Source organism: Nocardia sp. CA-084685 (assembly GCF_050955785.1).
In the GTDB taxonomy this organism is placed as follows: domain Bacteria; phylum Actinomycetota; class Actinomycetes; order Mycobacteriales; family Mycobacteriaceae; genus Nocardia.
On the sequence record NZ_CP192094.1, the window covers coordinates 1,698,268 to 1,722,292 of the forward strand.

24 protein-coding genes are annotated in these 24,025 nt (G+C 65.3%); 12 read left to right on the plus strand and 12 right to left on the minus strand.

Translation table 11 applies throughout. The features are described 5' to 3' along the window. Positions 1–38 precede the first annotated feature (38 nt). Positions 39–365, minus strand: a complete 327-nt coding sequence (locus ACQP2U_RS07320; RefSeq protein ID WP_397035002.1) for a MerR family transcriptional regulator — start codon at positions 363–365, stop codon at positions 39–41. Positions 366–512: 147 nt separating this feature from the next. On the opposite strand from ACQP2U_RS07320, the gene ACQP2U_RS07325 reads away from it, so the two are divergent. The 4 genes from ACQP2U_RS07325 (at position 513) to ACQP2U_RS07340 (ending at position 2,651) form a co-directional block, all read left to right on the plus strand. Continuing rightward, the gene (locus ACQP2U_RS07325; protein WP_433713975.1) at positions 513–935 is read left to right on the plus strand and encodes an Hsp20/alpha crystallin family protein; all 423 of its coding nucleotides are present in this window, start codon (positions 513–515) and stop codon (positions 933–935) included. 107 nt (positions 936–1,042) lie between these two features. Beyond that, entirely contained in the window at positions 1,043–1,294 is a 252-nt protein-coding gene (locus tag ACQP2U_RS07330; protein WP_433713976.1) for a hypothetical protein, read from the plus strand. 16 nt (positions 1,295–1,310) lie between these two features. Next, entirely contained in the window at positions 1,311–1,466 is a 156-nt protein-coding gene (locus ACQP2U_RS07335) for a hypothetical protein (RefSeq protein ID WP_433713977.1), read from the plus strand. Between the two features lie 663 nt (positions 1,467–2,129). Beyond that, the gene (locus ACQP2U_RS07340) at positions 2,130–2,651 is read left to right on the plus strand and encodes an OsmC family protein (RefSeq protein WP_397034999.1); all 522 of its coding nucleotides are present in this window, start codon (positions 2,130–2,132) and stop codon (positions 2,649–2,651) included. A 94-nt stretch (positions 2,652–2,745) separates the two neighbouring features. Here the strand turns inward: ACQP2U_RS07340 and ACQP2U_RS07345 are convergent, their stop codons facing one another. The 3 genes from ACQP2U_RS07345 to ACQP2U_RS07355 all read right to left on the minus strand — a co-directional run bounded on the left by ACQP2U_RS07345 (position 2,746) and on the right by ACQP2U_RS07355 (position 7,659). Then, complete coding sequence (locus ACQP2U_RS07345) at positions 2,746–3,591, minus strand: 3-hydroxybutyryl-CoA dehydrogenase (RefSeq protein WP_433713978.1); 846 nt, start codon at positions 3,589–3,591, stop codon at positions 2,746–2,748. A 269-nt stretch (positions 3,592–3,860) separates the two neighbouring features. Beyond that, positions 3,861–4,319 carry a nitroreductase family deazaflavin-dependent oxidoreductase gene (locus tag ACQP2U_RS07350; RefSeq protein ID WP_433713979.1) on the minus strand — a complete coding sequence of 153 codons (459 nt, stop codon included), beginning with the start codon at positions 4,317–4,319 and terminating at the stop codon, positions 3,861–3,863. Between the two features lie 55 nt (positions 4,320–4,374). Further along, a complete protein-coding gene (locus ACQP2U_RS07355) occupies positions 4,375–7,659 on the minus strand; it encodes a BTAD domain-containing putative transcriptional regulator (RefSeq protein WP_433713980.1) in 3,285 nt (1,094 codons plus the stop codon). 56 nt (positions 7,660–7,715) lie between these two features. On the opposite strand from ACQP2U_RS07355, the gene ACQP2U_RS07360 reads away from it, so the two are divergent. The 3 genes from ACQP2U_RS07360 (at position 7,716) to ACQP2U_RS07370 (ending at position 11,502) form a co-directional block, all read left to right on the plus strand. Further along, positions 7,716–8,390, plus strand: coding sequence for a hemerythrin domain-containing protein (locus ACQP2U_RS07360; RefSeq protein ID WP_433713981.1), 675 nt, complete (start codon positions 7,716–7,718; stop codon positions 8,388–8,390). Between the two features lie 292 nt (positions 8,391–8,682). Beyond that, a complete protein-coding gene (locus ACQP2U_RS07365; protein ID WP_433713982.1) occupies positions 8,683–9,609 on the plus strand; it encodes an LppP/LprE family lipoprotein in 927 nt (308 codons plus the stop codon). 111 nt (positions 9,610–9,720) lie between these two features. After that, entirely contained in the window at positions 9,721–11,502 is a 1,782-nt protein-coding gene (locus ACQP2U_RS07370; RefSeq protein WP_433713983.1) for an ABC transporter ATP-binding protein, read from the plus strand. A 4-nt stretch (positions 11,503–11,506) separates the two neighbouring features. Here the strand turns inward: ACQP2U_RS07370 and ACQP2U_RS07375 are convergent, their stop codons facing one another. Further along, positions 11,507–12,709, minus strand: coding sequence for a lipid-transfer protein (locus tag ACQP2U_RS07375; RefSeq protein ID WP_433713984.1), 1,203 nt, complete (start codon positions 12,707–12,709; stop codon positions 11,507–11,509). After that, positions 12,702–13,124 (minus strand): Zn-ribbon domain-containing OB-fold protein, encoded by a 423-nt coding sequence (locus ACQP2U_RS07380; protein ID WP_433716391.1) that lies wholly within the window; start codon positions 13,122–13,124, stop codon positions 12,702–12,704. Before ACQP2U_RS07380 ends, ACQP2U_RS07375 begins: the two co-directional genes overlap by 8 nt. A 158-nt stretch (positions 13,125–13,282) precedes the next feature. On the opposite strand from ACQP2U_RS07380, the gene ACQP2U_RS07385 reads away from it, so the two are divergent. Further along, positions 13,283–13,924, plus strand: coding sequence for a hypothetical protein (locus ACQP2U_RS07385; RefSeq protein WP_433713985.1), 642 nt, complete (start codon positions 13,283–13,285; stop codon positions 13,922–13,924). Positions 13,925–14,196: 272 nt separating this feature from the next. Here the strand turns inward: ACQP2U_RS07385 and ACQP2U_RS07390 are convergent, their stop codons facing one another. From ACQP2U_RS07390 to ACQP2U_RS07400, 3 genes are all read right to left on the minus strand, one after another. Next, the gene (locus tag ACQP2U_RS07390) at positions 14,197–15,111 is read right to left on the minus strand and encodes a D-alanyl-D-alanine carboxypeptidase family protein (RefSeq protein WP_433713986.1); all 915 of its coding nucleotides are present in this window, start codon (positions 15,109–15,111) and stop codon (positions 14,197–14,199) included. Between the two features lie 190 nt (positions 15,112–15,301). Further along, on the minus strand, positions 15,302–15,532 hold the full coding sequence (locus ACQP2U_RS07395; protein ID WP_433713987.1) for a DUF6400 family protein: 231 nt from the start codon (positions 15,530–15,532) through the stop codon (positions 15,302–15,304). Positions 15,533–16,153: 621 nt separating this feature from the next. Then, positions 16,154–16,501: a glycine zipper domain-containing protein gene (locus ACQP2U_RS07400; protein WP_433713988.1), complete on the minus strand. Its 348-nt coding sequence runs from the start codon at positions 16,499–16,501 to the stop codon at positions 16,154–16,156. A 396-nt stretch (positions 16,502–16,897) separates the two neighbouring features. Here ACQP2U_RS07400 and ACQP2U_RS07405 point away from each other — a divergent pair, with 396 nt between their 5' ends. Further along, positions 16,898–17,800, plus strand: coding sequence for an aromatic prenyltransferase (locus tag ACQP2U_RS07405; protein WP_433713989.1), 903 nt, complete (start codon positions 16,898–16,900; stop codon positions 17,798–17,800). A 168-nt stretch (positions 17,801–17,968) separates the two neighbouring features. Here ACQP2U_RS07405 and infA read toward each other — a convergent pair whose 3' ends face one another. Further along, positions 17,969–18,202, minus strand: coding sequence for a translation initiation factor IF-1 (infA, locus tag ACQP2U_RS07410; RefSeq protein WP_397034987.1), 234 nt, complete (start codon positions 18,200–18,202; stop codon positions 17,969–17,971). Continuing rightward, positions 18,199–18,996, minus strand: coding sequence for a GNAT family N-acetyltransferase (locus tag ACQP2U_RS07415; protein WP_433713990.1), 798 nt, complete (start codon positions 18,994–18,996; stop codon positions 18,199–18,201). The genes infA and ACQP2U_RS07415 overlap by 4 nt, the downstream gene beginning before the upstream one ends. 387 nt (positions 18,997–19,383) lie before the next feature. Between ACQP2U_RS07415 and ACQP2U_RS07420 the strand changes: the two genes are divergently transcribed. From ACQP2U_RS07420 to ACQP2U_RS07430, 3 genes are all read left to right on the plus strand, one after another. Beyond that, entirely contained in the window at positions 19,384–20,607 is a 1,224-nt protein-coding gene (locus ACQP2U_RS07420; protein WP_433713991.1) for a TetR/AcrR family transcriptional regulator, read from the plus strand. 208 nt (positions 20,608–20,815) lie between these two features. Next, the gene (locus ACQP2U_RS07425) at positions 20,816–22,651 is read left to right on the plus strand and encodes an acyl-CoA dehydrogenase (protein WP_433713992.1); all 1,836 of its coding nucleotides are present in this window, start codon (positions 20,816–20,818) and stop codon (positions 22,649–22,651) included. Between the two features lie 57 nt (positions 22,652–22,708). Continuing rightward, complete coding sequence (locus ACQP2U_RS07430; protein ID WP_433713993.1) at positions 22,709–23,068, plus strand: alpha/beta hydrolase; 360 nt, start codon at positions 22,709–22,711, stop codon at positions 23,066–23,068. 232 nt (positions 23,069–23,300) lie between these two features. Here ACQP2U_RS07430 and ACQP2U_RS07435 read toward each other — a convergent pair whose 3' ends face one another. After that, positions 23,301–24,020 carry a maleylpyruvate isomerase family mycothiol-dependent enzyme gene (locus ACQP2U_RS07435; RefSeq protein ID WP_433713994.1) on the minus strand — a complete coding sequence of 240 codons (720 nt, stop codon included), beginning with the start codon at positions 24,018–24,020 and terminating at the stop codon, positions 23,301–23,303. Between the last annotated feature and the right edge of the window lie 5 nt (positions 24,021–24,025).

Genomic DNA, 24,025 nt, shown 5'->3' on the forward strand with positions numbered 1-24,025 from the left:
CAGCTATCGGCTCGCTGAGATGATCACAGCCGGGGTTGTCACGGCCGGTGATGGTTTCCGCTGTTGCGTAGCTGGTCGCGTTCTGCGGTGAGCGCGGTATTGGCGTCTTCTAGATCGAGGATGCGTGCGATCCCAGCGAGGTTGATCCCTTGCCCCGCCAGCGTGGTGATGCGCGCCAGCCGCGCCAGATCGTCGCCGCTGTAGCGGCGGGTGCCGCCAGGGCTGCGGGCAGGAGTAATCAGCCCGTGCTGCTCGTACAGGCGCAGCGTTTGTATCCCGATCCCAGCGAGGTCAGCGGCGACCGAAATCGCATACACCGCCTGACCTGCACCGGGTAGGTGTCGATCTTGTCCACCCAACGACATCTCGCTCCTCACTGCGTTCTGCTCCAGATTACCTCCCGCAGGTACTTGCAGTCTTCTGGGGCAAGTGCTAGATAATATCTCTGTCAGATGACATAGGTTATCTAGGTTCCCTTCGATCGAGAATGGAGTGAACTGGAGGTGGCGACCATGCTGATGCGCACCGATCCCTTCCGCGATCTGGATCGTTTGACCCAGCAGGTGTTCGGCACGCCGGCCCGCCCGGCGGTAATGCCGATGGATGCCTGGCGCGAGGGTGACGAGTTCTTCGTGGAGTTCGATTTGCCCGGTATCGACCCGGATTCACTGGACTTGGATGTCGAACGCAACGTGGTCACGGTGCGTGCGTCGCGCCCGGAACTCGATCAGAGGCGGTCGATGATCGCCGCGGAACGCACCCGCGGTGTGTTCAGCCGCCAGCTGTTTTTGGGCGAGAACCTCGACACCGACCAGATCCGCGCCGACTACCGCGACGGGGTGCTGCGGTTGACGATCCCGGTCGCGGAGAAGGCCAAACCGCGCAAGATCGAGGTTGCCCATGGTGACCGCGAACGCCAGGTGATCAACGCCTGACCCGGGCGGCGCAACACCGAAGGGCTCGGTCGGCACACGTTCTTCCGGGCCCACCCGGTCCCTTCCATGCGACCAGCTGATGACCACGTTCGAGGAAGGAAACCGCGATGCCCACACTCCCCGCAGGCAGCGACCTCGACCTTGCCGAACAGAACATTCCCGTCCGTGACAGCGACACCGACACCGGCCTGGACACCGGCACGCTGCACCCGCTCGCCGAACGGATACGCGCCGCCTTCGATTCTGCCGCGATGTCCGACCGAATCGACCAAGCCTGGATCACTCCGCTCGACACAGACAACGATTACGACTGCCTCACTACTGATTACCGTGCCCTTAGAGCCTCTATCGGCCCGTAGTGAAAGACGATCACCCGTGAACACCGAAACACCCACCAGCACATCAACATCCACCCCGCGCAATGGTCACGACGCGGATACCGTGCAGTGGCCCGACCCCAGTCCACTGCAAGAATGGTGGACCGAGGTCATGGAGGGCGCCTTGATGCCCTCATCCCGCCCCGCCGCCTGACCCAACCGCGATCAGGACGCCGAACTGCAATGCGTCCTGCGGCTCAAGACGTGCCCCGGCCGACATCGGCTAGACCGGCACGGAGCGGCTTGTCGCGTGATAACCGTTGCTGCAGTCCGCTGCGGGAGCAGCCGCGACCGAGTTCCTCGTTATTCTCAGCGTGGTCGCGTTCGCGCCGTAGCCTCTCGATGGCGTTTGCGCAGCGGGGCTTGGCCAGCCCCGACTCGTGCCACACCAGCGAGGACGTTGTCACCTTCAGAAACGCCGCAAACTGGTCCCGCGAACATGCAGGGTCCGAGCGTGGCGATCGATTGATCGCCTTCGCGCTCAACGGTTCAGGAGTCGGCGGCTAGCCGATCGCCGGACGCCGGGCAGGTTCATCAGGGTATCCAGCTCGGTAGGTCCGAACCATCGCCGTGAGGTCTTGCTCGGCCGAGAAGACGTTGCACTGTGGTGTTGGTTGGATGCTGGGATGCCGTGGATACCCGCGAGCAAGGCGATTTCGAGATATCGCTGCCCAGGTTCGCCGAACAGCGCATTTTCGGCGTGCGAACAACCTTGTAGAACCGATAGATTCTCGCTGCGTGAAATCGTGTCCGGATCTGGATCTGGCGCGCAAAATTATGTGCCGCAGGGGAATTCCGGCACATCCAGGGAGCATTCGTGACCGCCGATACCAATACTCTTCTCAATGAGGTCGACCTCGACGCCGTCGGTGGCTTGGTGAAAGCGATCCAGGTCGATCCGGCCAAGGCGCAGACCACGTGGGCGGCCCACGTGACCTGGAAGGGTGCGTTCGGCTCGGAGGCGCGGGTGCGCAACTTTTCGCCAACGCCGTCGGATGAGCCGACCACCCTCGGGGGCGGCGATAGTGCACCGAATCCGGTGGAGCAGCTGCTCGCTGCGCTCGGCAACTGCCTTGCGGTCGGGTACGCGGCGAACGCCACGATCGCCGGTATCCGCGTCGACAGCCTGCAGGTAGACCTGAAAGGCGACCTCGACCTGCGAGTTTTCCTGGGGCTCGCGGAGGGACATGCTGGCTTCGAATCGGTAACCGCGACTGTGCGGATCGACTCCGACGCCTCCCCGGAGCAGCTCGCGCAGTTGCACGCCAAGGTGGTGGGCAGCTCGCCGGTGGGGCACACCGTACGCAACACGGTGCCGCTCGAGGTTGTCCTCGCCTAGCCCGGGCCCCAGGGAACGACAGTGCCGCGATCCGCCGCTCACCGGTGCGTCGTCCGCCCGCACTCGTCGCGCGGGCGGACGACTTCATGACGGATCAGTAGGTGTAGAAACCGCGGCCGGTCTTGCGGCCCAGGTATCCCGCGTCGACCATGCGGCGCAGCAGTACGGGCGGTGCGTACTGGGGTTCGCCGAACTCGGCGTAGAGGGACTCGGCGACGGCGAGCGTGACATCCAGGCCGACCGTGTCGGTCAGGCGCAGCGGACCCATCGGATGGGCGCAGCCGCTGACCATCCCCTCGTCGATGTCCTCGGCGCTGGCGAAACCCGTCTCGAACATGCGGATCGCGCTGCACAGGTAGGGGATCAGCAGGGCGTTGACGATGAAGCCGGCCTGATCCTTGGATTCGATGGTGCGCTTATCCAGCACGTCGCGGGCGTAGGCGGTCACCTTGTCGACGACCGCTCGCTCGGTCTTGAGAGTCACGACAATCTCGACCAGCGGCAGTACCGGGACCGGGTTGAAGAAATGCACACCGACCACCCGGCCCGGGTTGGCGGTGGCATTGGCCAGCCGGATCACCGGGATCGACGAGGTATTGGTGGCAAGGATGGTCTCGGGAGAGACGATGGCATCCAGCTTGGTGAAGAAGTCGGCCTTGAGCGATTCGATCTCCGGCGCGGCCTCGATGACCAACTGGCGGTCGGCGAAATCGTCGATCGACGTGGTGAGGGTGATGTGGGCGCGGGCCACGTCGGCGGCGCCCTGTTCGAGGCGGCCGGACTTCACCGCGCGGGCCAGGGACTTCTCGATACGCCCGATGGCGGCATCAGCCGCCTCGGTGTCGCGTTCGAGAACCAGGACCGACCCGCCCGCGCGGGCGGCTACCTCAGCGATACCGGCACCCATGGTGCCGCCGCCGATCACGCCGATGCGTTCCACTTTCGATTTCTCCTTGCACTCGGGCTACTCGCACACATCCTTCTAGACCGGGTACACCCACCGTCAGTTGGGCGGGCACTGTGAGGTCGTGACCCACATACGGGTAGGCCGGAACCATGAGGACCGAATCGTGGGCGCAGTGGCCGACATCGACGCTGGCCACCGGTCGGGGCTGAACCGGGGAGAGCCAGCTGAGCTGCGGGAATTGCCCCGCCGGTGCGGCTACGACAGTCGATAACGGCCCGTGCGTGCCGCTGGGCGGGCGACGGCTATCGGATCGGTCGGGCGTCGATCTCATCGGTGAGCGGTGTCAGGGCGACCAGAGGAATTGTTCGGGTCGTCATTTCCTGATAGTCGGCGTAGCCGGGATGTGCTGCGATGACGTCGGGCCAGAGTTTGCCCCGCTCGGCCGGCGACAGGATGCGAGCGGTCATCGGCCGGTTCGGGCCGTGCTCGAGTGAAACCTCGACTGCGGGGTTCGCGCGCAGGTTGTGCAGCCATGCCGGGTTGGTGGGATCACCGCCGCGGGAGGCGACGATGATGATCGTGTCGCCGTCGATGATGGGTGTGGTGAGGACGACGGTGTGTGGTCGGCCGGATTTGCGGCCGATGGTGGTCAGGGTGATCGTCGGCATGCCTTTGAAAGTTGTGCCGAGGATGCCGCCGCTGAGCTTCATCACCGTGCGGTGGATGGTGTTCAGGGTCTTGAGCTGTCGATCGGTGGGCATGGCGGTGCTCCTTCTGCTGGCTTATGCGTGATCTGCTACCAGCTTCCGGGCGTGACTAGTAGTCGGCTTGTAAACCGATGCGGTTGTGCACGGCGGTAATCCACTCTCGGCATCCGCAGCGGCGGGCGAGGCGTTCGGCGTCAGCGTAGTGCTCGGCCGCTCGATCGGCTTTTCCGAGCAGCGCCGCGAGGTCGCCGAGCACGGTGTCGACCGGTCCCGCGGCGTGTGCGCCGGTATCCGCGCCGGCGATCTGACCGGTGTAGGTGCGCAGCTGCTGGTACACCTGCGCTGCTTCGGCGCGTTGTTCGAGACTCGCGACGGCTATGCCGCGCACCGTGAGAAAGAGCGAGCGGAAGAAGTCGGTACGCAAGGGGCGGCGAGCCTGTGTTGCCGCTTGTGCGCCGCGCCGGTCCCCGGTCGCCAGCAGCACCAACGCGAGCGGGTCGACGATGAGGTCGTTGCCCGAAGTTCCGAGTCGGGTGAACATATCGGTTAACAGCGGTGCGAATTCGCCGATCCGGCCCTGCGTGAGACGGATGGTGAAGAGAGCGATCAGCAGGTTGCCGTCCGAATCGAAGACTTTGTGGCGCCTGAACAATTCGTGGGCCTGCTGATAATGCTGTTCCGCCGCTTCGAGATTCCCCTTCAGGTGGGCGATCATCGCACGGCCCATGGCGTTCGCGGCTTGGGCCTGGCGCCATTGATAGCGGTCGGCCAGCAGCGCCGCGGCCGTGAGTTCGGTATTCGCGCGGTCTACGTCGCCGCGGGCCGCGGCAACTTGGAGGGCGGCGTTATGGCCGATCAGGGCGAAGGCGGGAAGATCATTGTCCTCGCCGAGGCGGATCAACTCGGTGGCGAGCCGTTCACGATCGGCGAGCGGAATTGATGTGTCGTACACAGAAGTCCGCGCCTGCAAGGCGAGCCCAAGTAGTCCAGGATCGTTGAGTCCACGTGCCAGCGCTTCGGCTTCCTCTGCCGCGTCGAGTGCTCGTTCGTGCAGCTCTCCGCCGATCTCGCGGACGAGCGCGACGAGCAGTCGGCAGCGTGCCTGCGGTGTGAGCCCGGGTGTCAGCAGCGCCTCGTCGATGCGGGCAACCGCCCGTTGGTCGACGGACCCGTATGCGCGGTTCAGCCAGGGAGTCGGCGTGTCCCATACAGTGAGCGCCCCGACGAGCAATTCAGGCGTGTCGGCCGCCGACACCGCGCGATCGCGTGCATCGCGAGCTTGCGGGCCGTCACCGGCGGCGAGGTGGCTCCTGCTCATCCGTGAAAGCGCGGCGACCCGCTCGGCCGTCGTATCCGCGCCGGTGATCCTTTCGAGCGCGATGACGGCCCGACCATAACTTTCGGCCGCGACATCGTGGGCGAATCGGCGTTCGGCCTGTTCACCCGCCGCGCGAGCGTAGTCGGCGGCCCGCCGTGCCGTCGCCGCGGTGAGCGCCTCCCCGAAATGGTGCGCGAGCGCCGACAGGTCGTCCGGCCGGGCGCGCTCGATCGACTCGGCGATGCGCAGATGCCAGCGGCGTCGCCGGATGCGGGACAGGTCACCGAGCAAGGTGTCGCGGACGAGCGCGTGCGCGAAGCGCGCGTGGTCGGGACCCGGTTCGTCGAGCAGCCCGGCGAGCACGCCCGCCTCCACGGCATCGAGGACCTCGTCCTCGTCGATTTCGGCCGCGCCGATCAGCACCTCGATGTCGAATTCGCGCCCGATCACCGCGGCGAGGCGCAGGACCGACACGCTGAGCTCGGGTAGCCGTGCGAAGCGTCGGCGCAGCACGTCGCGAACGCCTTCCGGTACCTCCGAAGTCGCCACGAGCGCGCCCTCACTGGCGAGTAGACGAGCACTTTCGATGAGGTAGAAGGGATTCCCGTCGGTGCGTTCGGCCAGTGCCTCGATCGTTGTCCGATCGGGATCATGACCCGCTACCGACCTGATGAGAACCGCCGCATCGTCGAAATCCAGGCCGCGCAGGCGTATCCGCGCTGTTGTCGCGGTGGCGAGCGAGGCCAGCGCGTCTTCCAGAGGCATCCCGATCTCGTCGGGACGGTAGGCGATCACGATCAGGATCGCGGCCGATTTCGCCACGCTGCCGAGCAGGGCGACCGTCTCGGAGTCCCCGCGGTGCAGGTCGTCGAGGAATACCGCGAGCGGTTGCTGCCGTGCCGCCTCGTCCAGGTACGCACCGACGGCACGATGCAGTAGGAATCGCCCGACGGAGGCATCGGCGCCGAACTCGCGCTGCCGGTCGGTGAGCAATGGCTCCAGCGACTCGGCGTATCGGCCGGGATCGATCGTGCTGGCGAGCTCGCGCAGCGCCTCCACCCAGGCCCAGGCCGGTGGTGCGCCGTCCTCCTCGGGACAGCGGCCCGTGACCGCGCGCCAGCCACTGGCCGCCAGCTCGGCCCGAAACCGCTGCAGCAGGAGGGATTTGCCGCTGCCGGCTTCCCCGATCACGGCCGCGACACGAGGTGCGCCGCGCGCATGTGTAGCCCGCCGCAGCTCATCCAGTTCCCTTGTCCGGCCGACGAATTCGGAATGCACCGCAGGGGGTTCTGGTGTCGGCGACGGAAAAGAAGCCGGTGCGGGCAGATCGACGGGGATGCGTTGCGCCAACAAATCGACCTCGAGTTGAACCAGGGCAGGGCCGGGGTCGATGCCGAGTTGGTCCGCGAGTACGGCGCGGGCGGCACGCAGCGCCGCGAGCGCGTCCGCTTGTCGCCCCGCATGGAACCGTGCCAGCGCCGAAATACGCCACGCCTCCTCGCGCAGCGGATGCGTACTCGTCAGCGCATCCGCTTCCGCGGCAGCGGCGGTCGGGTCACCGAGCTCGACCAGTGTCGCGGCCAGTCGCTCGCGCGCGGCCAGACGTAGTTCCTCGAGCCGGTGTGCTTCGGGCTGGGCCCACGATTCGTCGCTGAACTCGGCGAATGCCGGGCCGTGCCATCGGCTGAGCGCCTGTTCGAGGCTGCGTCGTCGTCCTGCCGGATCCGTTGGCGCGCCGCGTAGTTCGGCCTCGAACTGCCAGGCGTCCACCGCCTCAGTGGCGAGCCGCAACGCGTATCCCGGCGCCTGACTCACCAGCACGGTGGCCCGCGAGCGGGGCAGCCGATCCGGCTCGAGGAGCTTACGCAAATGGGAAATGTAGGCCTGCAACGCGCCGAGTGCGCGCGGGGGCGGCTCACCGCGCCAGAGATCGTCGATCAGCCGGTCGATCGGCACGACCGCGCCACGTGCCACCACCAGAAGGGCGAGCACACCGCGCTGGCGTGGTCCGCCGAGATCGACGCTGCCGCGCTCGGTCTGCGCGGCCAGCGAGCCGAGCACGTGAATCCGCAACATGACCGGCCAAGTCTATTGCAACTGCGCTACAAGCGGATCGACACACAGTGCGAACCATGAACACCGCGACCCAGACCACCGAACGCCCCGATACCGCTGACATGGTGCTCGTCCACCGCGCCTTCCGCCGCCACTTCAACGCGCTGCCCGGCCTCGTGGGCGGTGTCGCCGACGGCGATATCGCCCGCGCGCGCCGCATCGTCGAGTTCCTCACCGAACTCGATACCGGCCTGCATCACCACCACGCCGCCGAGGACGAGTTGATGTGGCCACTGCTGCTCGGCCGGGCGAAGACCGACGGCGCACTGATTCTGCGGATGGAGGAACAGCATGAGCGGATCGCCGAACTGATCGCCCGCGCGGATCGGCATGCCGAGGAATTCGCCGCATCGGCACATCCTGAGGCGCGCGGGCATCTCATGGCCACGCTGTCGTCGCTCGCCGCCGCGCTGGACGAGCATATGGCCGAGGAAGAGGCACTCATCCTGCCGCTCGCCGGACGCGTCATGACCGCTCGCGAATGGGCGGCGCTCGGCGAACGGGGACGCGCCGCCGTGCCCAAGGACCGGCAGTTGGTGTTTCTCGGCTTCATCCTGCAAGGGGTACAGCATGCCGAACGACGAAAGTTCCTCGCCGACATGCCGTTCGCCGCCAGACTCGCTTGGCGCCTGCTCGGCCGCCGCGCCTTCGCCAAGGAGCACCGCTCGATCTATGGGACAGATCCCGAATAGATCTCGCGCGGACTGGCAAGGGCGGTCGCGATCACCACGCCTGCCTCCCGCGACACGAGCAGGCTCGCACCGCCCCGACGGCCACCGCCCAGTGCACGGGACGACCACGGCCTGTCCGCTCCCCAGAGCAAGCGCTCCGCGCTCGACTCGCGATCGCCCGCCCTCAGGATTGTCTCGGTGATGCCGACGGCCGGTTACGAGGACGCATCCGGCGTGCCCATGAAAGCAGGGGCGCAACGATTTTCATGCAAAACGCGAAGTGCTCTGTAGTACAGAGGGGAAAGGACTCTCAATGAAGAGCATCATCGCCATCCTGGTGGCGGTCGCGTCGGTGACCCTGGCGACGGCATGTCAGGACGGCGTGACGACGCAGACGTCCGGGGGGTCGTCGGTGTCGAACTCCGCGACTGTCGCCGTACCGGGGTCGGCTCAGCCTCCTGTCACTCAGCAGTCACCAGATGCCACGCGGCCTGCTGGTGACAATGCTCCTGCCACTGCCGGAAACGGCAGATGCGTCGATCTGAGGTCGGGGGTGGTCACAGCCGCGCTCGGCACGCTCGGTACCGGTGTCGGCGGTGATGGGTTCTACGCGGACAGCGGCACTGACGCGTCCGTCGGCGCTTGTCCCGCCCTGCTGTGGGTGCTCGCTGGGACTCCGCGCGGCACCGCTAGCTCACCGTGGCACGTGATGCTGTTCAACCAGGCAGGTTATCTGGGCACCGCGACCATGAACTCGACTGCGTATACCCAGGTGGTCGGCTCGTCCGATCGCAGTGTCCGGGTCCAGTACCGTTGGCTGACGGGTAAAGACGCCAGTTGCTGTCCCTCGGGTGGGCCGGACATTGTCACTCTCACCTTGGGCGCCGACGATCGCACGGTGACCCCGGATCGTGACTTCCCGACGGAGGTGATCGATCCGAGTTCAGCGAGCTCGCCGCCGGTGTGCCCGGTTACCGAGGTCGTTTTGCTCGAAGCGTTGCGAGGCACTGATATCGAGTCGCGGTTGGTGAAGCCGATCGAACTCGAGGATCGAATCGACTGTGCGGGTGAATGGGCGATGGCCCATACGGGAACCCACAACAATACGGTCAACCGAAGCCAGGTCTTGTTCCACTATGTTGCGGCCGATGGAGGCTGGAAGCCCGTGGACCTCGGCAGTGCGCTGCACTGCACAGAGATCGGCGTACCTGCCGATGTCGCGGACAAGATCTGCCGCTGAGTGCCGGTGAGCTGCGGCCCGCCGACCATTCTCGCGAATATTCGCTGGCCGTAACCCGGATGACGCGGGATCATTGCTCGTCGCTCGTTCAATTCGAGACGAGGGGGGAGCATGAGTTCACGCGCGACGGCGGTCAAGCTGGTGCTGCGTTTTTATGGCCGGGAAATGGCCTCTCGCAAGGCTATAACGATTCCGGCGCTGTTGGCGCCTGCGCTTGGTAACGTCTGCAACCTGTACGTCGCACCGCTGATCGTCGCCATGATGGTCGGTCGGGTCGTGGTGACCGGGGATACGAGTTTCGGGGCTCTGGCTTCCTATATTTTCGCCTTCGGTGGCGCCCTGCTGCTCGCGGAACTGCTGTGGCGCATCGGGATTCACTGCTTGAACCGAGTCGACGCTTACGGCATCGAGCATCTGTACGTGCTTGCCATGGACGAGCTGCTCGCCAAGGACGCGGCGTTCTTCCACAACAACTTCGCCGGTTCGTTGACGAAGCGCTCGCTCAGTTTCGCGACACGGTTCGAACAGTTCGTGGACACCCTCGCCTTCGAGATCCTGGCGGCACTGGTGCCACTGCTGTTCGCCTCGGTTGTCTTGTGGCGCTACAACCCCATGCTGGTCGTTGTGCTGATCGGGATGATCGTGGTTACCGCGCTGGTCATCATGCCCTTGATCCAGCGCCGCCAAAAACTGGTCGACGACCGGGAGGCCGCCATTGCGCAGGTTTCCGGGCATGTGGCCGACAGCCTGGCCAATATGCAGGTGGTGCGCGCCTTCGCTGCGGAACCGCAGGAGGCGGCCGAACATCGGCGGCGGGTCGCCTCGTCGCGGCGAAAGTCGTTGCGTTCCTGGGATTATGCGAACCTGCGGATAGATACGCTGGTGGCGCCGCTTTTGGTGCTCACCAACGTGATCGGCCTGCTGATCGCGTTGGGACTGAGCGGCGGGAATGCGGGGGTGGAGGCCATTGTGGTGGCATTCACCTACTACTTCAACGCCACCGGGATCATGTTCCGGTTCAACCAGATCTACCGGCGGTTGGAGACCGTGCTCACCGAGGCAGCGCAGTTCACCGAACTGCTGCTCGACGAACCGAAGGTGCTCGATACCGAACATCCGCAACCATTGCGCCCCAAGAGCTTCGACGTGCGGTTCGAGCGAGTGAACTTCACGCACGAGGGTGCGCGGCAGCTGTTCCACGGATTGGATCTGCACGTGCCCAGCGGCGCCAAGGTAGGCCTGGTCGGGCGATCCGGTGGTGGCAAGACCACTATCACCCAACTGCTGCTGCGGTTGATGGACATCCAATCCGGAACGATACGGATCGGCGGGCAGGACATCGGCCGGCTGCGGCAGGCGGATCTGCGCAGTCTGATCGCCTACGTGCCACAGGATCCGGCCATGTTTCACCGGACTCTGCGCGAAAACATCCGGTTCGCGCGCCCCGACGCCACGGACCAGGAGATCCTGCGGGCCGCCAAGGCCGCGCACGTCACCGAGTTCGCGGATGCGCTGCCACAGGGCATGGAAACACTCATCGGCGAGCGCGGCGTGAAACTGTCCGGTGGCCAGCGCCAGCGCGTCGCACTGGCCAGGGCCATCCTGCGCAACGCGCCCATCCTGCTCCTGGACGAGGCCACCAGCGCCCTCGACTCGGAAAGCGAATTGCTTGTGCAGCAAGCGCTCTGGGAGTTGATGGAAGAGCGTACCGCGCTGGTCGTCGCGCACCGGCTGAGCACTGTGGCGGGGATGGACCGGCTGGTGGTGCTCGACCACGGGCGAGTCGTCGAGGAGGGGACACACGAGCAGCTGCTCTGCGCGCAAGGAACGTACGCGCAGCTGTGGCGGCACCAGTCGGGTGGATTCCTCGGCGAGGACGTGGTCGCCCATTGATGGTTCAGCGGGTGGCGATGATTGCCGAGCCGTGACCGAAGAGGCCCTGATTCACCGCGATGCCCGCACGGGCGTTCTCCATTTGGCGGCCGTCGGCTCGGCCGCGCAATTGCCACGAGAGTTCGCAGATCTGAGCGATCGCCTGCGCGGGGATCGCCTCACCGAAGCAGGCCAGCCCACCGCTGGGGTTCACCGGCACGCGTCCACCCAAAGTTGTTGCACCGCTGCGCAATAGTTCCTCGGCGCCGCCTGTGTCGCAGAGCCCGATGTCCTCGTACCAGTCCAACTCGAGGGCGGTCGAGAGATCGTAGACCTCCGCGAAGGACAGGTCGGAGGGCCCGAGCCCGGCCTCCTCGTACGCGGCGTGCGCGATGGCGGAACGGAACGTGTGCGGCGGTGCCTCGACGGCGACGGTGGAGTCCGTCGCCAAATCCGGCAGGTCGAGGACAGTTTTCGGGAACGTCGGCGTGACCGTGGACAGCGCCCGGATGCGGACCGGGTCGGTGACGCCGTGGCGGCGGGCGTACTCCATCGACGTCAGCACCAGTGCCGCGCCCCCGTCACTGGTCGCGCAGATGTCGAGCAGCCGCAGCGGATCCGAGACGATCGCTGAGGCCGCGACCTCCTCGGCCGAAACCTCCTTGCGGTAGCGGGCGTACGGGTTGTTCAGGCCGTGCTTGGCGTTCTTCACCTTGACCGCGGCGAAATCGTCGAGCGTGGCACCGTGCAGCGCCATCCGGCGGCGGGCATAGAGCGCGAAATAGATGGGATTGGTGGCACCCAGCAGGTGGAACCGCAACCAGTCCGGATCGTCGCGGCGTTCACCGCCGACCGGCTGGAAGAAGCCCTTCGGGGCGGCATCCGCGCCTATCACCAACGCTACATCGGTCAACCCGGCCAGGATCTGGGCACGCGCATTGGCGATGGCCTGCGCACCGGAGGCGCAGGCGGCGTAGCTGCTCGAGATCCGCGCACCCGACCAGCCCAATGCCTGGGCAAATGTCGCACCGGAGACGAAACCGGGGTATCCGTTGCGGATCGTGTCCGCACCGGCGATGTAGCCGACGTCTAGGTGGTCCACTCCGGCGTCGGCCAGCGCCGCGCGCGCCGCGACCAGCCCGTATTCGACGAAATTGCGCCCCCATTTGCCCCACTGGTGCATGCCGGCGCCGAGGACGGCAATGTCGCGATCATTCGTGTCAGGCATCGACCGGCCTCCACATCCACACCGTGTGCTCCGCGTCCTCGTCCTCGTACAGCACGCCGAGGGTCAGTTCGACCGGCATGCCGACGGCCAGGTCGTCCACCGTGAAGCCGCGCTGGACCTGCCCGAGAATCACCATCCGCTCGACCTCGAGCTCCACCGCCGCGACGACATACGGCTCGAACGGATCGGGCGAGACATAGGGCGGGGGCGGCTTGTACCGGGCATCCGCGTATGACCAGATCCGGCCACGCGTGGAGAACAGGTACTCGACCAGTTCGGAGCCGTCCTTCGGGCTTGCACACCGCGGGTTGCGACAGGCCAGCGTGTTCCGCGGGAAATATGGTGTCCCGCAGACATCGCAGCGGCTTCCCACGAGACGTACCGCACCGTCGTCCGCAGTGAACCAATCTGCCACCGCAGGGCGTTGTTCTTTCTGCACAACCCCGACGTTATAGGAACATGTTCTATTTTGGGGCTGAACTCCGCTCCGGCGATGTGCGCGCGGAGGTACGGTGAGTGCGGATCGAGGACGCGACGAGACCCCTCGAGTCGACCTGGAGTACCACAACGCCGATGGGCACCAAAGCCATTGACCCGCAGTCGATCCGCAACGTCACGATCATCGGGGACCCCCGCGAGACGACACGAGTCGTCCACCGCCTGCTCCGACGTTTCGCCAGGACCAGGTCCGGCGCGGTCCATTGGGCGAAGGGCCGCGTCGATCACACTATCCATATCGCCGAGCTGTCGAGCCATGCGCCCATCGCGGACCTGGAGCGATCCATTCGGGTAGCCGACGGGGTGATCGCGGTCGTGAACGCTGCCGTGAAGAACGCTCCGCGACTCGAGACGATACTGCGGGTTGCCGACGATCACCAGGTCGCACGGCTATGTCTGGTGACCGGACTCGGTGATCCCGCCGCCGACTTCGACCGCCGCGTACGCACGATCGCCGAGACGCGCGGGGCCGAGCCGTTGACGCTGCAGATTCCTCTCGGCATCGGTACCGAGTTCGAAGGCGTCATCGATCTGGTCCCGATGTGGGCGCTCGAACCGATGGCCGCCGAGTTCTACGGCCGCCATTGGAAAGCCGCCCAGCAGTGGTACCGCAACCTCGTGGCCACGGTGTTGGAAAGGACGCGGCAGATTCGCTCGGCCTGCGAGAGATCCCACCCGAACACTTGCACGAGCGCATCCGCCGCCGCACGCGCATAGGCGACGCTGTGCCCGTCCTGTGCGATGCGACGCCATGGAGTGAGGACATCGCCCCGCTCCTGGACGCCATCGTCCGGTATCTGCCGTCTCCCATGCATGTCTGTCAACCGGAACACGCCCTCGACCATTGACCGACGCTGCCATGAACTGCGCACCGACCATCGAACCGCACGGTGCGCCGCCGCATGGCCGTTGGGAAACGCGCGACAGGCTGCTGAGAACAGGCATCAGCCGCACACGACGAATCCGTGGGCAGCCTGCGGCATTCGGTGCTAACCGATCCGCAGTGCGTTCAGGATCGGGTCGTAGGCCCAGTTCAACATGCGCTCGGCGTCGTCGTTCGCGGCGGCGGCGCTGTCGGGTGAGCTGTGCAGAACCACACCGATCAGCGGTATTCCTGCCCTGACCGTCTCGAACAGCAGGCAGGTTCCCGCCGCGTCGGTGGATCCGGTTTTGATGCCGATAGTGCCGGGATAGTCGTGTAGGAGTCTATTCGTGGTCCGCCAGAGGTGAGCTCGGTTGTCCGGGCCGGCGGCCAGGTGATAGCTCTGCGAGCTGGCGATGTCGCGGAACAACGGCAGGCTCATCGCGCGCAGGCCAAGGGCCACCAGGTCCGCTGGTGTGGAGTAGGTGGAGTGGTCGGTGGGATTGGGCAACCCGCTGGGGTCGGTGAAATATGTTCCCGCCAAGCCCATTTGACGCGCGGTGTCGTTCATTTTGGCGATGAAGCCATCTTGGCCGGGCCCGTAGGCCTCGGCAAGTGTATAGGCCGCATCGCAGCCGGACGGCAGCATCATCGCGTAGAGAAGCTGTCGCGCGGTGAGCACCTCGCCGGGGACCAGGCCTGCGTTGCTTCCGTCGTACTTGGTGTCGTAGGCGATGACTTCCTGCGGCACGGTAATGGTCCGGTCGATGTCGCCGGCGTTGATCACGACCAGTGCCGTCATCACCTTTGCGATGCTGGCTATCGGGACCGGGGTGTTCGGCTGTCGCGACCACAGCAGTGTGCCGGTGATTCCGTCTGCCAGCGCTGCTCCCGACGCCTGCACTGCGTCCGGCTCAGGAGTCAGCCATGGCAAATGAAGATGGGCCTCGCTAGCGGCGGGGGCGGCCGCGAAGCCCTGACCGGCGACCACGACCAGCGCCCCGGCGACGGCAGCCTGCAACAATCGGGCAAATGTGCGCATGGCCACATTGTGCGGTGCGTCAGCGTAAATCAGTGGGATTTCGCCGACCGAATTGCGCGCGGCTGCGCTAGTAGCATGCAGCCAGCTAATTTGGAGCGCCGTGGGCTGCATCGAGATCGCCGTGCCCGCCGATGTCGCAGACAAGATCTGCCGCTGAGCGCTGGCGAGCCGCACCCGTCGGCGGGTGAGATCAATCGGCAATTAGGCGCGTCGCCCGATCCGGCAGGATCCCGGCCTGGACGAGTTCCTGGTAGATCCGCTGCTGCTCATCGTCGAGATTCGAGTACAGCATGTCGTATGCCAGTTCTTCCTCGGCGAGGACCGCGATCGGATCCCAGTCGTCACCGAGCGCCGCGACGACGGCGCTGCGCCGCCGTGTCTCGTCCAGCGTGAGGTCGTATGCAAAATTGTGGTCGGCCATTGGGCGTCTCCAACCGGTTCTTTTCAAAAAACGAATTCGACGACAATGCCCAACCACGCCTTCTCGAGCAATGATCTGCATCACATTCCGGGCCGGACTCCGTCACATTCGATGGCCATGCGCGGACTGGATCGGGGAGTAATTGCGGCCATAATCGCGGCAGGCCTACCGCTGAAATCGAGCAGGCGACGCTATATAGCCACGCCAACCGATACGGCACGCGCGGAGCAGGCACGGGCCCTGTCCGTGTAGCCCGTATCCGCGGGTCACTTGGATGTGGGTCGATCGTCGCGGCGTGATCGAGATAGCCGGGGCGTCAAGGCGATTCGAGTGGACGTGGACACGGTGGGCGTCGAGGTTTCCTCGAGCAGACGCGCCGAGTGCCTGAATTTCCGGTATCGATGATCAGGTGGGCCACATCGTCTTCACGGTCGCGCATGCCCGCGAGCTCGAGGAGGGAGATTGTCGACCCGCGTTGGCGGCTGCCCTGCACGAGGTGAGCGCAGAACCGTGGTTGTTGTGGGTTGTCTATCCACAAGGTGCGTGCAGGGCCGGTGAACGAGTCGAGCCCGAGCAGTTCGGGCTGCTCGGGCGCGACGAAAAGCATTGTGTCCTAGGGGGTCAGGGCAGCACCTGGGGGACGACGCCCGGGTTGATCGAGCCGACGATCCCGCCGATCAGGGCGCCGATAAGGGTGGGCACGGGATTGATGAAGGAACCGGTGGCGGAGCCGATCGCAGCGCCCGCGGCCGCACCGTTCAGCACTGGATCGGGGTACTGCGCTTCGGGATTGGTGGTGACATCCTCGAGCGGGAGGCCCGCGATCGGCTGGGCGACAACCGGAGCCGTCGCAGTAGCAGTCTGATCCGCGGAGGCGGAAGACGCGCCCGCGAATACGACGGCCGCAGCTAACGGCAGGGCACTCACCGCAAGGACGCGGGTCGTCTTGATCAGGGCATAACGGAACATTGTTTTCCTAACCTTCGGACCTCGGAACAACCGAGTTCGATACTTCATCAGGGGGGAGACTGCCTCTTGCTGCTCTGATGAATAGACAGCAATCGAGCGGCCACTACTACGCACCGCGCCCGACGATACTGCGCTACATACGAATTCGCACACTATCGGCATCACAAAATGATCACCGGAGATCTGAACGGGCAGCCGGGACCCATCGGAGCAGGACCGGACATCGGTGCGCTCGCGCGAATAGCTGAAGTCGGTCGACTGAAGCCAACGGCGGCGTCACAGCGTAAAGTGCTGTCTGCGTGCCGCATTCGACTTGTCTGCCATGACTTGCGGTCTGGCCGACTGGGATCGGCAAGACCGCGATGTTGTTCGTAGCATTCATCTCTGGAAGGACGCATGTTCACCACCACCGAATCCGACCTGGACGATCTGTATGCGGCCATTGAGAAATCCGCGCGGCTAGTGAACGTTCCCTGCGCGCGAGACACCGTCTGGCCCACCCTCACCGCATACGGCACGATGCTCACGCAGTCCGTGATCTCTTTCAGGGTGGTTACCGATGCCCGCCGCTCGGGCGACCTCGACTACCGTTTTCTGACGCTGCCGAGAGAAATCGACCCTTACAACATCGCCCTTTCCAACAAACTGATTCCCGAAACCGATCATCCGGTTGGCGCTCTGCTGGACGAGGTCCGGAAACAGTGCCCCATCGACAGCTACGGGATCGACATCGGTGTGGTGGGCGGCTTCAAAAAGATCTGGCCGTTCTTTCCTGCCGGTGGCGTGCAAAAGGTTTCGGAGCTTGCCGCACTCTCGTCCATGCCACCCGGTCTCGGCGACCACGTCCGCATGTTCGCACGTCACGGTTTGGAGGACAAAGTCGGCTTGCTCGGCATCGACTACTACGACAAGACGATGAACGTGTACTTCCCCGGACTGCCGGCCGACTGCTTCGAACCCCGGGCCATCGTGTCGCTGCACCGGGAAGCCGGATTTCCGGACCCGAGCGATCAATTCCTGTCGATCACCGAGAAAGCTTTCGATATATACGCCACCTTCAGCTGGGAATCTCCTCGGATCGAGCGCCTCTGTTTTCCCGTGATAACACCGGACCCGACCACGCTCCCGGCCCGGATCGACCCGGCCTTCGAGCAACTCGTCGACAAAGTTCCGTTCAGGACCGACCGTCGATTCACCTATGCCGCCACCTCATCGCCCGATGGAGAGTCCTACAAATTTAGTTGGTTTTACCAATGGCAACCCAGAATCTTGGACAAGATGAAGACGTCCGATTCATAGAACTGCCAATAGTCGGGTCCCCATGGCCTCGTCGAGGGATCGCAACTTGATCTGATGAGGTGTGCCGGTCCGTGTCGGCGGCCGACGCGGTATCGGAGGCCGGATGCAATCGGGCCGCCGATACCGTCTCCGTCGGAACTCGGCCGACTCGGCGGTGTCCCGGGTTGGCTACGTCCGGTACCGGAACAGGATCCGGCCGCGGGTGAGGTCGTAGGGGCTCAGCTCCACCAGTACCCGATCATGCAGCATGATCTTGATGTAGTTCTTCCGTATCTTCCCGCTGATGTGGGCGAGCACCTTGTGCCCGTTCGCAAGCTCGACCGTGAAGGTGGCGTTGCGAAGGCATTCGATGACGGTGCCCTCTATTTCGATGCCCTGTCTGTTCTTCGTCGCATCTGTCATCGCAGCACCAACTCGAGGTTGCTGCTTGCGCGTCGCGCTCCGATGCCCTCGAACAGTGCCGTGGCCGCTGTGTTGGATTCGTTGACTTCGGTTGATGCCGTGTCGATTCCGCGGTGGTGCAATGCGCCGAGCGTGTGGGCAAGCAGCGCCCGCGCGATACCGCGGCGATGCTGATCGGCCCGGACCGCGATCAGCCCGATCCTTGCCCAGTGACGGCGCACCATCACCCGGACCAGTCCCACGTATCGATCGGGCTGTGCTGCTACCACATACTTCGACAGATCCAGCGGGGTGTTCCCGCTCGGGCAGGGCAAGACCTCCGCCGGCATCTGCTGCCATCCGACGGTTGCCTCGACCTCGAGGCGTATCGCCTGGTCCAGTGCGCGCAGCGGCCCCTGCTCAGCGTTACCGCCGGCCACGATCGTGGTACCCGGTGGCGGGGGCGTCGCGTCGAGTCCGGTGATCCGGGGGTCGGTGCGCACGAGGTATTCCCACTCGCGGCGCCGGGGCGTGAAACCGACTCGCTCCCAGCTCGATATCAGGTCCACGTCGGTCTCATCGACGACCGTGTACAGCGGGGTCGCAAGGTCGGTCAGCATCGCGTGGGCGAGTTGGTCGAAGACCGCGTCGTGCCAGGAGTCGATGCTGAGGAAGATCCGCCCGTCGGGGCGCGACGACGCGTCGCCACGGCCGACGACTCGGTCGTCTTTCGTCGCATGCCACTGAGCCTGCGTGACTTGTGTGATTACTACGGTGGGTTCGCCCCCACCCGAAGGGAAATGCTTAGAATTCATTGGTTGTCGCCTTTCGGGATTGCCTTGTCTCCCAGGCGCTCCCGGCGACGCCTACATCGTTCGCCCAACCGTGATGACGAGAGGGAGCTCCCACATCGATACAGCCTGCATGGGTCTCACCTCCTCGCGTGATGTCACGGTCTCGCCGAGGCTATCAGTCCGAACATCTTCCCGACCAACCATTTTCCGGCGGACCAACTGCGCGGGCCGCAAGTGCACACTTCTGCCTCCTATCGAGTATTGAGCACCGGTTGCTGAGCGTGCCCAGCTGCGGGGCGCGCGGATGATTGAGGTCGGTCATGATGCCTTGTAGCCCTGGCGAGCGCTGTAGCGCTCTGCCCGGCCTGCTGGCCGTCGCGGATCCGGAGCTGCCTGGGAGACTGGTCGATGATGGACACCAGCCAGCCCGTGCGATCCGCTGTCCGCCGCCGACCGCGCGATCGTCGCGCAACGATCGTGCGCGCCGCCAGCGAGGCCTTCGCGCGGCACGGCTATCACGGCACCTCGATGTCCGACATCGCCGCGGCGGTCGGAATCACTTCCACCGCGCTGTATCGGCACTTCCGCAGTAAGCAACAACTGCTCGGACACTGTTTGCTCAATGGTCTGGATGTCACCGTGGCACGGCTCGACAGTGCCCACCGCGGCGACCCCTCGGGGGAATCGGTGCTGACCGAGCTGGTGCGGGTGGCGCTCGAATTGCGCGGCCTGCCGCGATTGTGGCAGCTCGAGTTCCGCAATTTGCGGCCGACGGATCGCATGGGGGTGCTCGCGCGTGCGGTGCGTCTGACTCGCTACTTGCGCATCGCGATCCGCGCGCGCCGACCCGACCTCGCCGCGGTCGATGTGGAATTGCTGAGCTGGTGTGTTCTGTCGGTCGCGGTCAGTCCTTCCTATCACCGGGTCGAGCTGCCGGAATCGCTGTTCGCCGAGGTGCTCGACAAGGCTGTGGCCGCAACGATCGACGTTCGGCTACCGACCGGGGTGGCCTCGCAGCGGCGGGCGGCGCGGGCAGCGTGGGTGAGCGGTGACGTCGAATTCGATCGCGGCGTGCGACCGGAGCGGTTGATCGTCGCGGCCGCGCGGTTGTTCAACACACGCGGGTACGCCGCAGTGAGCATCGAGGACATCGGCGCGGCTGTGGGGGTGAGCGGACCTGCGCTTTACCACCATTTCGCCGGCAAGTCGGAACTACTCAACCAGATCATCGATCGCAACGATCAATGGATTCGCCTCTACACGTCGCGAGCGGCGACCGAGGGCAACGATCCACACCAGTCGCTGTTGCTGTTGCTGTCCTACTTCGCGCGCTTCGCTGTCGAGCAGCCCGATCTGATGGGGACGACGCTCAGCGAGGTCGCGCATCTGCCGCAAGACCTGGCCGCACGCTACCGGCAAGCACACCGTGACGGCATCATCCGTTGGGCTCGCATGCTGCAGACTGTGCGCCCCGAGCTGTCGTTGCCGATCGCGCGTGTGTGCATCCAGGCGGTTACCACCGTGGTCATCGACGCGGCCCGCAACCCGCGACTGAGCCGCCGAGGCGACATCGTCGAGGCGTTGGAAGCGGTGGGCGCCGCGATCGCGTTCTCCGACCACACTCGCTCCTGATCAAGCTCACGCTGTTCGCGACAAATTTATTGACCATTAACTTGCTGCCACCGATTCCGATGTTGCTCGGTTGTGTGCACAGACTGTAGCTTAGCGCCGAGTAACTTATGCCGCTGTTCCCGAGCTGCTCGAGTTGTGCGAGCGGGTCGGTGGGCGCGCGGCATCATCTCGCTCGGCTGCGGTCGGGCCCGTGGGAAGGCGAGTGCCGGTGGGGCATTACAAGAGCAACGTGCGTGATCTCGAGTTCAACCTGTTCGAGGTGCTCGGCCTCGAGACGGTCCTGCAGTCCGGACAGTTCGGTGACCTCGATGGTGAGACCGCGCGGTCGATGCTGGTCGAGGCTGCGCGCCTGGCCGAGGGGCCGGTGGCGGAGTCCTATGCCGACGCCGATCGCAACCCACCGGTGTTCGATCCCGCCGCCCATTCGGTGCAACTGCCCGAACCACTGCGGCGATCCGTGCACGCCTGGCACGACGGTGAATGGTGGCGGGTCGGCAAGACCGAGGCGATCGGTGGGGTACCCGCCCCACGAATGCTGGTGTGGGCGCTCAATGAGTTCCTGCTCGGCGCTCAGCCTGCGGCGTATATGTATCTCAGCGGCCCCGTCATGGCCGATATCGTGCACAGCATTGGCACCGAGGAACAGCGCCACTGGGCAAAGCTTGCGGTGCAACGTAATTGGGGAGCCACCATGGTCCTCACCGAACCCGACGCCGGCTCCGATGTCGGCGCCGGGCGCACCAAGGCGATCCAGCAGCCCGACGGCACCTGGCAGATCGAGGGCGTCAAGCGGTTCATCACCTCAGCCGACTCCGGCGACCTGTTCGAGAACATCGTCCACCAGGTCCTGGCTCGCCCCGAGGGCGCCGGTCCCGGCACCAAGGGGCTGAGCCTGTTCCTGGTGCCGAAGTATCGGTTCGATCCGCACACCGGCGAGATCGGTGACCGCAACGGAGTTTTCGTGACCAACCTCGAGCACAAGATGGGATTGAAGGCGTCGGCCACCTGCGAGTTGACCTTCGGCGGGCATGGAATACCCGCCGTCGGCTACCTCGTCGGCGAGGTGCACGACGGGATCGCGCAGATGTTCAAGGTCATCGAAGAGGCTCGGATGATGGTGGGCACCAAGGCGATCGCCACCCTTTCCAGTGGCTACCTCAACGCCCTCGACTACGCCAGGACCCGTGTGCAGGGCAGCGATCTCAGCCAGACCGCCGACAAGAACGCGCCGAAGGTGACCATCACCCACCACCCCGACGTGCGGCGCTCACTCATGATGCAGAAGGCCTACGCCGAGGGCCTGCGTGCGGTCTACCTCTACACCGCCGCCCACCAGGACACCGTTGCCGCCCAGCATGTTTCCGGCGCCGACGCCGAGTTGGCCGCGCGTGTCAACGATCTGCTGCTGCCGATCGTCAAGGGCGTTGGATCCGAACGTGCCTACCAGTACCTCACCGAATCCCTGCAGTGCTTCGGAGGCTCGGGTTTCCTGCAGGACTATCCGATCGAGCAGTACATCCGCGACTCGAAGATCGACTCGCTCTACGAGGGCACCACCGCCATCCAGGCACAAGACTTCTTCTTCCGTAAGATCGCCCGCGACCATGGCGTCGCACTCGCGCACCTGGCTGGCAAGGTGCTCGAGACCACCCAATCCACCAGCGACGGCGGCCGGCTCAAAGCCGAGAAGATCCTGCTCGCCACCGCTCTCGAAGACGTGCAGGACATGGTGGGCAAACTGACCCAGCACCTGCTAGCCGCCCGCGAGCAGCCCACGCAGCTGTACAAGATCGGCTTGGTCGCAGTACCGCTGCTGCTCGCCGTCGGCGATCTCCTCATCGGTTGGCGCCTCATCGCGGCGGCCGAAATCGCTGTCACCGCTTTGGATTCCGATCTCGATGAGCGGGACCGTGCCTTCTACGACGGCAAGATCGCCGTGGCCTCGTTCTTCGCCAAGACGGTACTGCCGCACCTGAGCGCCGAATGGTCGATGATCTCCGATATCGATGACAGCATCATGGAACTCGACGAAGCAGCGTTCTGATACGACGGAACTCGGTGAGCACCGCCACTGGACTTGCGCGGTTCGAGCGTGCGGAAGGTGTGCGCGCAAGCTTCGGAGCGCACGCCCCGGGACCGCAGGCAAGCCCGAAGACGTGGCGGCGCCGAGCCGGGCGCGGCCACTGCCCCGGCCTACTCCGTGGCAGCGCGCCACGACGACCTGACCGGCTCGCCGCCCACCTGGATCGGTGTCGGGGACCTCGACCTGTTCCACGACGAGAACCTGGCGTACGCGCAACGGCTGCAGGCCGTCGGCGTCGAGGTCACCGTGGATGTGGTGTCCGGCGCGCCGCACGGGTTCGACCACTGGGCCGCAGGCACCGATATCGCCCGGCAGTACAACGCCCGCGCGGACGAGTGGCTCGGACGCATACTCGGTCTGACGCCGGTGCGGCCATGAGCGAAACGGCGGAAGGTCATCGAATGTGAGCGGCGGGAGCGGCTTTCGATCCGAACGATACGAAACGGCGCAGGCGTTGCCGCTCCACCGACGTGATTTCCGGGCAGTCACCCACTCACTGGTCATGCCGCGTTCCGGCCTGTTGCCCGACGATGTCTAGCCGAACTGTCGGTGCTCACGTCGGAACCTTATGGTGCAGCGAGGTGTTTCGCCGAATGCGCATCGCTCAGGTTCACAGCCAGCGCGGCGGGCCGTCCAGGTCGGTGTCGATGGTCACTCCGGTCGAGCCGCGGCCAGCCGCCCAGCGCACGACGGCGGCGAGTGGTCCGGCGACGGTGGCCGTCGGTGGTGAATCCCGATGGACCGCGATCGAGGAGCGGTCCTCGACGGCGAGGACGAGTCCGGCGCCCAGCTTGTTCTTACGCCACGTGCCGACGATGTCGGTGAGCAGGGAGTCGAGGACGATGGCAGGAAAGTCGCCGAAGCGGCCGCCGCTCGCGAGGTCGACGGCGTGTATCCATACCTCGCGGGCGCGCATCCAGGCGGTTTCGGCGGCCGGTACCAGCCGACCTTGGGCAGTGCGGACTTCGGCTGCCCAAGCTGATGGCGGGAGGTTGCGCCATTTCTCGTCGAGGCGGGCCGCGGTGTGGGTGAACAGGTTTCGCAGGGCCGCGGGGTTGAGGGTGGCGCCTTCGTCGATTTCGCGATTGCGTTGTTCCGCGGAGGCGTACATGGGCGTTTCGACGCCGGTGGCGGCCCAGTCGAGCAGGCGGCACAGGGCCGCGGCGTTATAGCCGACATGGGCGAGCAGGTGCCGCCGCGTCCATCCCGGCAGTAGGGTGTCGCCGTCGAGTTCGATGTCGGTGAGTTCGACCAGGCGCTGGGCGAAGTACGCGGTACCGCGGCGGGCGAGGAGCAGTCGCTCATCGAGGGACAGATCGTGGAATTCCACTGTCG